Source organism: Streptomyces sp. NPDC048270 (assembly GCF_040652335.1).
In the GTDB taxonomy this organism is placed as follows: Bacteria; Actinomycetota; Actinomycetes; order Streptomycetales; family Streptomycetaceae; genus Streptomyces.
Genome location: NZ_JBEZLV010000084.1, coordinates 1 through 9,065, shown reverse-complemented (window position 1 = coordinate 9,065; position 9,065 = coordinate 1). Strand labels below are relative to the sequence as shown.

The 9,065-nt window shown below is 75.3% G+C and carries 7 protein-coding genes; all 7 read left to right on the top strand.

Annotated elements, in window-relative coordinates; all coding sequences use genetic code 11:
• Window positions 1-595, top strand: a 595-nt coding sequence (locus tag AB0D66_RS33600) for an MFS transporter (RefSeq protein ID WP_362310967.1), incomplete at its 5' end; no start/stop codon positions are given.
• A gap of 55 nt (window positions 596-650) precedes the next feature.
• Window positions 651-3,095, top strand: a complete 2,445-nt coding sequence (locus tag AB0D66_RS33595; RefSeq protein ID WP_362310966.1) for an ATP-grasp domain-containing protein — start codon at window positions 651-653, stop codon at window positions 3,093-3,095.
• A 97-nt stretch (window positions 3,096-3,192) separates the two neighbouring features.
• Window positions 3,193-4,851 (top strand): carbamoyltransferase C-terminal domain-containing protein, encoded by a 1,659-nt coding sequence (locus tag AB0D66_RS33590; RefSeq protein ID WP_362310965.1) that lies wholly within the window; start codon window positions 3,193-3,195, stop codon window positions 4,849-4,851.
• Entirely contained in the window at window positions 4,848-6,224 is a 1,377-nt protein-coding gene (locus AB0D66_RS33585; RefSeq protein WP_362310964.1) for a lysine 2,3-aminomutase, read from the top strand. The genes AB0D66_RS33590 and AB0D66_RS33585 overlap by 4 nt, the downstream gene beginning before the upstream one ends.
• Window positions 6,221-7,501, top strand: coding sequence for a pyridoxal phosphate-dependent aminotransferase (locus AB0D66_RS33580; protein WP_362310963.1), 1,281 nt, complete (start codon window positions 6,221-6,223; stop codon window positions 7,499-7,501). The genes AB0D66_RS33585 and AB0D66_RS33580 overlap by 4 nt, the downstream gene beginning before the upstream one ends.
• Window positions 7,498-8,211 carry a maleylpyruvate isomerase family mycothiol-dependent enzyme gene (locus AB0D66_RS33575; protein WP_362310962.1) on the top strand — a complete coding sequence of 238 codons (714 nt, stop codon included), beginning with the start codon at window positions 7,498-7,500 and terminating at the stop codon, window positions 8,209-8,211. Before AB0D66_RS33580 ends, AB0D66_RS33575 begins: the two co-directional genes overlap by 4 nt.
• Window positions 8,212-8,239: 28 nt before the next feature.
• A partial coding sequence (locus AB0D66_RS33570; RefSeq protein ID WP_362310961.1) for a hypothetical protein occupies window positions 8,240-9,065 on the top strand: 826 nt, incomplete at its 3' end.

The window sequence follows — 9,065 nt, the reverse complement described above, 5'->3', positions numbered from 1 at the left end:
CATCCTCAAGGACCCGGCACTGCGCCTGCTCACCCTCAAGGGCGCCTGGTTCAACCTGTGCGAACAGGCCCTGCTCACCGTCTTCCTGGTCTACGCCGTACGGGAACTCGGCCTCGGCGCCGGGGCCCTGGGCACCTGCATCGGCCTGGGCAGCCTCGGCGCGGTGCTCGGCACCGTCCTCGCCCGCCGCGCCGGACGGGCCCTCGGCGTCGCCCGCGTCCTGGTCGGCTCCATGGCCCTCGGCTGCGCCGCCCCCGCCGTCATCCTGCTGTCCGACGGCAGCGGCCCGGGCTCCCTCGCCCTGATCACCGGCGCGTTCGCGTTGTTCAGCATCGGATTCACCGTCTTCAACGTCTACTTCGTCACCCTGCGCCAGACCATCACCCCGCCGGACCGCCTGGGACGGGTCACCGCCGCCTACCGCACCGTGGCCTTCGGAACCTTCCCGCTCGGCGCCTGGGCGGGCGGCGCACTCGCCGGACCACTGGGCCTGCGCACCGCGCTCGTCGTGGTCTGCGCCGCCTTCGCGGCCGGCTGGCTGCTCTTCGCCGCCTCGTCCCGCGTGCTGCGGCCGCTGACCGTCTCCCTCGACTGAGCAGCTCCGGACCCACTCCGCCGCCTTCCCGCACCCGCCCCCTGGAGGCTCCGCCATGCCCGAACACGTGATCATCATCCACCGGTGGACCGACCGCTACGCCGACTACGCCGCCTACGTCGACCACACCGCCCACCGCGTCAGCTACGTCACCACCGAGCGCGCGGTCCGCTCGCTCCCCACCGGGCAGGCCGCCGGGGTGGCCCTGGTCGACAGCACCGAGAACGTGCCCGCGGTCCACGCCCGGGTCGCCGAGCTGGTGGCCCGCAGCGGCCCCCCGACCCGGATCGTCGCCCTCCAGGAGACCGACCTGGACCTGGCCGCCGAACTCCGCGCCGCCCACGGCCTGCCCGGCACGCACCCCGCCGACCTGGAACCGCTGCGCGACAAGCTCGTCATGGCACGCCGACTGCACGCCGCCGCACTGCCCGCCCCCGCCACCGAGGCCGCCCCGGACCGGACGGCCGTCGCGCAGTTCGCCGCGCGCCACGGCTGGCCCGTGCTCGTCAAGCCCCGCCGCGGCACCGCCAGCGCCGCCATCACCCGCCTCGACGACGCCGCCCAGCTGGCCGCGTACCGCCTCCCCGAGGGCATCGAGATGATCGTGCAGCCCTGGCAGCCCCACCAGGTGCTGCACGTCGACGGCGTCTACACCGGGACCCGCCTCGGCGCCTGGCGGGCCTCCCGCTACCTGAACACCTGCCTCGAGTTCACCTCCGGCAGCGCCCTCGGCTCCGTCGAGATCGACCACGAGGCGACCCTGGAAGCCGTCGGCGCGCACACCCTCGCCACCGCCCGGGCCCTGTTCACCGGCCCCTCCGTCTTCCACCTCGAACTCTTCCGCGACGAACTCGGCGCGCTCTCCGTCCTGGAGATGGCCGCCCGCCCCGGCGGCGCCGAAGTCCCCTTCGTATGGCGCGAGGTGCACGGCATCGACCTGATGGCCGCCGCCTTCTCCCACCAGACCGGCCTGCCCGACACCTCGGGCACCGCCGTCGACGACCCCTCGCAGGTCGCCGGCTGGCTGCTGGTGCCCCCGTCCGAGACCGCCCCCAGCCGGGTCCGCGCCGTCAGTTCCCACCAGGGCGAGGGCCCCTACGCCGAGGCCCTCCCGGCCGTCGGCGGCCTGGTCACCGGCGGCGGGTACGAGCACGCCGGAGCCCGCTTCCGCTTCCGCGGCCACAGCACCGCCGAGGTCGAGGCCGCCGTACGGCGCACCGCCCGCACGGCCCGGCTCGAGACCACCGCGCTCGATCCCGAAGCCCCCGCCCGCGTCGTCGTCGTGGGCTGCGGCACCCCGGCCTACCGCTCCTACTCGCTGGACGCGGTGGCCGCCCGCGCCGAGGCCGCGCTCGTCCAGGGCGCCCCCGCCGACTGGCAGCTCCCGTACGTCCAGGACCGCCACCGCACCGCCGACACCACGGACCCCGAGGCCACCGCCGCCGCCATCGGCTCGCTGCTCGCCGGCCACCCCGGCGCCGCCGGAGTCCTGACCTGGGACGAGACCCTGCTGCGCACCACCGCCGGGGCCGCCGCACGGCTCGGCCTGCCGCACATGGCCCCCGAGGCCGTCGACCGCTGCCGGGACAAGCTCACCACCCGCCGCATCCTGGGCGCCGCGGGCGTCCCTTCGGCCGGGTTCCGCCACGTGCGCACACCGGCCGAGGCCCTGGACGCCGCCGAGGCCCTCGGCTACCCCGTCGTCGTCAAGCCCCGCGCCCTGGCCGGCTCCATCGGGGTCACCCTCGCCGCCGACCCGCGCGAACTCGCCGCCGCCTTCGACCAGGCCGCCGGATCGGCCTTCCCCGGCATCACCGGACTCGACGGAGTGATCGTCGAGGAGTACCTGACCGGCCCCGAGATCAGCGTGGACTGCGCCGTCAGCGGCGGCCGGGCCGTGGTGGCCAACGTCGCCCGCAAGCGCCTCGGCTTCGCCCCCCACTTCGAGGAGGTCGGCCACCTGGTCGCGCCCTGGCGGCACGAACCCTGGGCCGACGCCGTGCAGAGCGTGGTCACCGAGGCCCACGCGGCGCTCGGCATCCGCACCGGCCTCACCCACACCGAGCTGCGGCTCACCCCCACCGGACCGCGCGTCGTGGAGGTCAACGGCCGCCTCGGCGGGGACTTCATCCCGCTGCTCGGCGCCCTCGCCACCGGCGTCGACCTGGTCGCCGCCGCCTGCGACATCGCCCTCGGCCGCACCCCGGACCTCACCCCGGCCCGCGACCGCTGCGCCGAGGTCACCTTCGTCTACCCGCCGCACGACGGGCAGGTCCGCTCCCTCGACCTCAGCGCCGCCGAAGCCGTGCCGGGCGTCGAACGAGTCGTTGCCCTCGCCGCCCCGGGCACCGAGCTCCTCCTGCCGCCGCGCGGCATCGTGCCCCGGCTGGCCGCCCTGCTGGTCACCGGGGACACCCCCGAACAGTGCGCCACCGCCTCGGCGGCCGCCGTCCGCGCCGTCCGCGCCGAGGTCACCCCGCTGGTCACGGCCGCCGGCTGACAGCCCGCCAGGTCCTGACCGCCCCGTCACGACCCGCCGCACCCCGTACCGACCGCACGGCACCACGACCGTACGCACCCGATGAAAGGCGACCACCATGTGGACCCTCGGCGTCAACGCACCTCCCACCGGCTGGCACGACACCGCCGCCTGCCTCGTCAACGGCGAGGGCGAGATCATCGCCTTCAGCGAGGAGGAGCGGATCAACCGCCACCGCCACTCGCTCTACCGCAAGCCCGTCAGCGCCGCCCGCATGTGCCTCGACCGGGCCGGCATCAGCCCCGCCGACATCGACGTCGTCGCCCTCGGATGGGACGTCGACCAGCTCTACCCCGGCCGCTTCACCAGCGACGCCGACTTCCTCGCGTACGCCGTCGGACTCGACTTCGGCAGCCGCCTGCCCGAGGTCGTCCGCGTCCCGCACCACGCCGCGCACGCCGCCTCCGCCTTCTACGCCTCGCCGTTCCGCAAGGCCGGCGTCCTCGTCATCGACGGCCACGGCGAGAACGAGTCCTCCAGCATCTGGACCTTCGAGGACGGCAAGGAGCCCCGCCAGGAACGCAGCTGGGGCCGCACCTCCTCCCTCGGCTACGCCTACGACGCCGCCTCCACCTGGCTCGGCTTCTCCTTCCTCAACGCCGGCAAGACCATGGGCCTCGCCGCCTACGGCCGGGCCGCCGGCATGCCGGCCGAACAGCTCGTGGACATCCGGGACGAGGACTTCCGCCTCGCCATCGCCCCGCTGCCCGAGGCCGCCGGCCGGGCCACCGCCGAGGACGTCAAGCGGCAGTACGAAGCACAGGTCGCCGCCTGGCGCGACCGCTACACCCGCATCGTCGGCGCCGACCGCCCGCAGGCCGACGAGGAGAACCTCCCCGACGACCCCAAGGCCGTGGCCGTCGCCTGGACCGCGCAGCGCATCATCGAGGAGACGGTCACCCACCTCAGCTCCCTCACCCGCAAGATCTCCGGGGTGGACGAGCTCTGCCTGGCCGGCGGCGTCGCCCTCAACTGCTCCACCAACGGCACCCTGCCGGGCCCCCTGTACGTCCCGCCCGTGCCCCACGACGCGGGCGTCGCCCTCGGCGCCGCGTGGGCCGTCAGCCCGCCCAAGCAGCACACCACCACCCTCAGCCCCTACCTGGGCAGCGACATCGGCAGCGCGGCCGGCCTGGACACCACCGGGCTGCACCGCACCGACCTCGACGTCGAGGAGGTGACCCGGCTGCTGCTCGGCGGCCGCGTCGGAGCCGTCGCCCAGGGCCGCGCCGAGGTCGGCCCCCGCGCCCTGTGCCACCGCTCCATCATCGCCTTCCCCGACACCGCCGAGGTCAACACCCGGGTCAACACCGTCAAGAACCGCGAGCAGTGGCGCCCCTTCGCCGGCGTCACCCGCCCCGGATACAGCGCCAGGCTGTGGGAGCAGCAGGAGCACCTCAGCCGCTACATGCTCGGCGCCGCCAAGGCCACCGAGCTGGGCCGCAAGGTCGCCCCCGGGGTCGTCCACGTCGACGGCACCACCCGCCCGCAGGTCCTGCGCGGCGACGACGCCCCGCTCGTCGGCGCCGTCCTCGACTCCCTCGAACGCCAGGGCGTCCCGCCGGTCCTGCTGAACACCTCCTTCAACGACAAGGGCGAGCCGATCGTCGACACGGCGGTCCACGCCCTGAACGCCTTCCGGGCGATGCAGCTGGACTTCCTCGTCCTCGGCGACTCCCTCTACACGAAGGAGACCGGCCAGGGGGCAGCACGGTGACCACGCCCGGAGCCCTCGCCACCGACCGCTTCACCGCCTACGGGCCGCGCCACCTCGACGAGATCGCCGCCCGCTACGGCCTGCCCGACGACATCCGCGAGACCGTCCGCCGCGTCTCCCAGGTCCTGCCGTTCCGGGTCAACTCCCACGTCCTGGAACAGCTCGTCGACTGGGACCGGGTCCCGGACGACCCGATGTTCCAGCTCACCTTCCCCCAGCGGGGCATGCTCACCGCCGCCGACGAGGCGGAGATCGGCGGCCTGCTCGGCGACTCCGCCCGCAAGCCCGAACTGCGCGCGGCCGTCGGCCGGATCCGCGCCGGCCTCAACCCCCACCCGTCCGGGCAGCGCGAGCTCAACGTCCCCCACCACCAGGGCCGGCCGGTCCCGGGACTCCAGCACAAGTACCGCGAGACCGTGCTGTACTTCCCCGGCCAGGGCCAGACCTGCCACGCCTACTGCACCTACTGCTTCCGCTGGGCCCAGTTCATCGGCGACGCCGACCTGCGCTTCGCGGCCCCCGACCCCTCCGGCCTGATCGGCTACCTGGGGGAGCACCCCGAGGTCCACGACGTCCTGGTGACCGGCGGCGACCCCCTCATCATGTCCACCGAGCGGCTGCGCTCCCACATCGAGCCGCTGCTCGCGGTGGAGTCCGTACGCACCCTGCGCATCGGCACCAAGTCGCCCGCCTACTGGCCGCAGCGGTTCGTCACCGACCAGGACGCCGACGACCTGCTGCGGCTCTTCGAGCAGGTCGTGGCCTCCGGGCGGCAGCTCGCGGTGATGGCCCACTTCAGCCACCCCCGCGAACTCGACAACGACCTGGCCCGCCGGGCGGTGGCCCGGATCCGGGCCACCGGCGCCGTCGTCTACTGCCAGGCACCGCTGATCGCGCACGTCAACGACGACGCCGGGGTGTGGAGCGAGCTGTGGCGCGCGGAGATCGCCGCCGGAGCCGTCCCCTACTACCTCTTCGTGGAACGGGACACCGGCCCCTACGACTACTTCAAGGTGCCGCTGGCCAAGGCCGTCGGGATCTTCCGCGCCGCCTACCGCACCCTGCCCGGTCTCGCCCGCACCGTCCGCGGCCCGGTCATGTCCGCCACCCCGGGCAAGGTCTGCGTCGACGGCGTGGAGGAGACCGGCGAGGGCCGCTGGTTCCAGCTGCGCATGGTCCAGGCCCGCAACCCGGCCCTGGTCGGACGCCCGTTCCGGGCCCGCTACTCCACCACGGCCGCATGGCTCGACGACCTCCAGCCGCACCCCGACACCCCCGCCGACCTCATGGACGCGCTGCGCGCCGCGCCAAGCGCCGAGGCGACCGGACCGGCGGCCCGTACGGAAACCGACCCGACCCGGGAAGCGGCATGACGCAGCCGTCCCCGAACCTGACCCTCAGCCACCTCGTCGAACAGCGGCGCGCCGCCGGCGAGCCCCTGGTCAACCTCACCTTCGGAGAGGCCCGGCTGCCCGTACTCCCCGAACTCGCGCAGCAGCTCGCCGCGGGCGCCCACCGCGCCTCCTACGGGCCCGTCGCGGGAGCCGAGGACGCCCGCGCCGCCGTCGCGGGCTACTTCGGGCGGCGCGGCCTGCCCACCGACCCGGCCGACATCGTCCTCGCCCCGGGCAGCAAGCCGCTGCTGATGGCCCTGAACCTGGCGGCGGACGGGGACGTCCTGCTGCCCCGGCCGGCGTGGAACACCTATGCCCCGCAGGTCCGGTACGCGGGCAGGGAGCCCCTGGCCGTACCCGTGCCCGCGGTGTGCGGGGGAGTCCCCGACCCCGGCGCCCTGCGCGGGGCGATCGGCCGTGCCAGGGCGGCCGGGCGCACCCCGCGCCTGCTCGTCCTGACCCTGCCCGACAACCCCACCGGCACCCTCGCCCCGCCGGACCTGGTCCGCGAACTCGCCGCCGTCGCCGAGGCCGAGGACCTGCTGATCGTCTCGGACGAGATCTACCGCGACGTCGTGCACGACCCGGCCACCCCCTTCCTCAGTCCGGCCGAGGTCGCGCCCGAGCGGACCGTCGTCACCACCGGCCTGTCCAAATCGCTCGGCATCGGCGGCTGGCGCGTCGGCGCGGCGCGCTTCCCCGCGGGCCCCCGCGGCCGAGCGGTCCGCGACGGTGTCGTCGCCGCCGCCAGCGAGATCTGGTCCACCCTGGCCGGCCCGCTCCAGCAGGTCGCCGCCTACGCGTTCGCCGAACCGGAGCCCGTCCGCGCCCGGATGGCCGCCGCCGCCCGCCTGCACGGAGCCGTGGCCCGCGCGGTGCACGCCCGGGCGACCGCCGCGGGGGCGCACTGCCGGCCGCCCACCGCGGGCTTCTACGTCTACCCGGACTTCGAGCCGCTGCGCGCCCCGCTGGCCGGCCGCGGCATCACCGACTCCGCCTCGCTCGCCGCCCACCTCCTCGACCACGGGGGCGTCGCCGTCCTCGCCGGACACCTGCTCGGCGACGACCCGGCGGCGCTGCGCTTCAAGGCCGCGACGAGCCTGCTCTACGGAGACGCGCAGCAGCAGCTGAGCGCACTGCGGGCCGAGGACCCCGTCGCCCTGCCGCACATCGCGGAGCAGCTCACCCGGATCGAGGAAGCCTTCACCCGTCTGACCGAGGGGCCCGGGCCCCGCCGCAACAGGAGGCCGTCATGAAGTCCCTGCCGCCCACCCCGGAGGCCTTCGCCCTCATCGCCGACGCGGGCGACCGGCTGCTGCACGGCCTCGACCGGCTCACCGACGCCGACGCGGCCGCCCCCTCCCGCCTCGGCGGGTGGAGCCGCGCCCACGTCCTCAGCCACCTCAGCGCCCAGGTCGACGCGCTGGAGCGGCTGCTGTACTGGGCGCGTACCGGCACCGAGACACCGCAGTACGCCGACCGCCGGGCCCGGGACGCCGAGATCGAGGAGGGCTCCCGGCAGTCCGCGGCCGCCCTCGTCGACCGGGTACGGGGCTCCGCGGCCCGTTTCCTGACCACCGTCCGGGAGCTGCCCGACCCCGCCTGGCGGACGGTCGTGCGCCCCTTCACCGGTGAACTGTGCACCCCCGAGCGGATCCTGGTGATCCGGCTGCGCGAACTCGAGGTCCACCACACCGACCTCGACCTCGGCTACGGCTTCGGCGACATCCCCCGGGCGGCCGCCGACGTCCTGCTCGACGACGTCAGCGGCTACCTCGCCGGGGCCGCGGGCACCCCGCCCTGCACCCTCCGCGACGACACGGGGGCCCCGGTGGCCGCCTTCGGCTCCGGCGGGCCCGTCGTCACCGGTTCCCGCGGCGCCCTGCTCGGCTGGCTCACCGGCCGCTCGGCGGGGGAGGGGCTCACCACCCCCGGCCCGCTGCCCGCGCTGCCCGCCTGGATCTGACGTACCGAACCACCCGAAGGAGCACCAGATGAACGACCACCCGGCTCCGGCGCCGCTGCCCGAACGCCACGCACTCGGCTCCGTGCACGCCGAACTGCTCGACTGCATCCAGGTCAACCTGGCCGTGCTCGCCGACCACCACCACGGGCCGGACACCCACCTGCGGCTCGGGTCCGCCCTGCGCTGGCAGACCCGCCCCGGACCCCACGGGCTGCCCACCGTCGACCCGTCGCTCGACCAGCGGATCGCCGAGGCCGAACAGCTCCTGGGCCTGAAGGCCAGCAGCCGTACCCGGACCACCGGAGCCGACCTGCAGGCCGCCGTACGGGCCCGGGGCACCACGCACTACGTCGTCGCCGACGCCCACGCGATGCCCTGGCTGCCCTACCACGGCCGCCGCCACATGGACCACAGCTTCCTGCTCGCGCCGGGACCCGACGGCTTCCACGTCGCCGACGGCTACCGCACCGAGACCCCGTGGGGCCACGCGGTGCCCGGCCACTGGGAGTTCGGGGCGGGCGACCTGGCGGGCATCGCCACCGCCGAGGTCATCGCCTGGGCGCCGAAGCTCCTCGACGCCACCGCCCCACGGCCCGTGTACGACGGCGGGGACCCGGACGCCTACCTCGCCGCCTACGCGGACCACCCCGACCGCGCCGCAGCCCTCGAACAACTCGCCTCCGAGACCTGGCTGCTGGCGCGCGCCCGCGCCCTGCACGCCCGCTGGCGCGCCCGGCTGTCGCTGCCCGTGGACACCGAGCACCAGCGGCGCTGGGACCTGGTCGTGGAACAGTCCTACCTCGCCCACCGCAGGGTGGCCCGCGGCCGGACCGAACCGCCCGGCGTGCTGGACC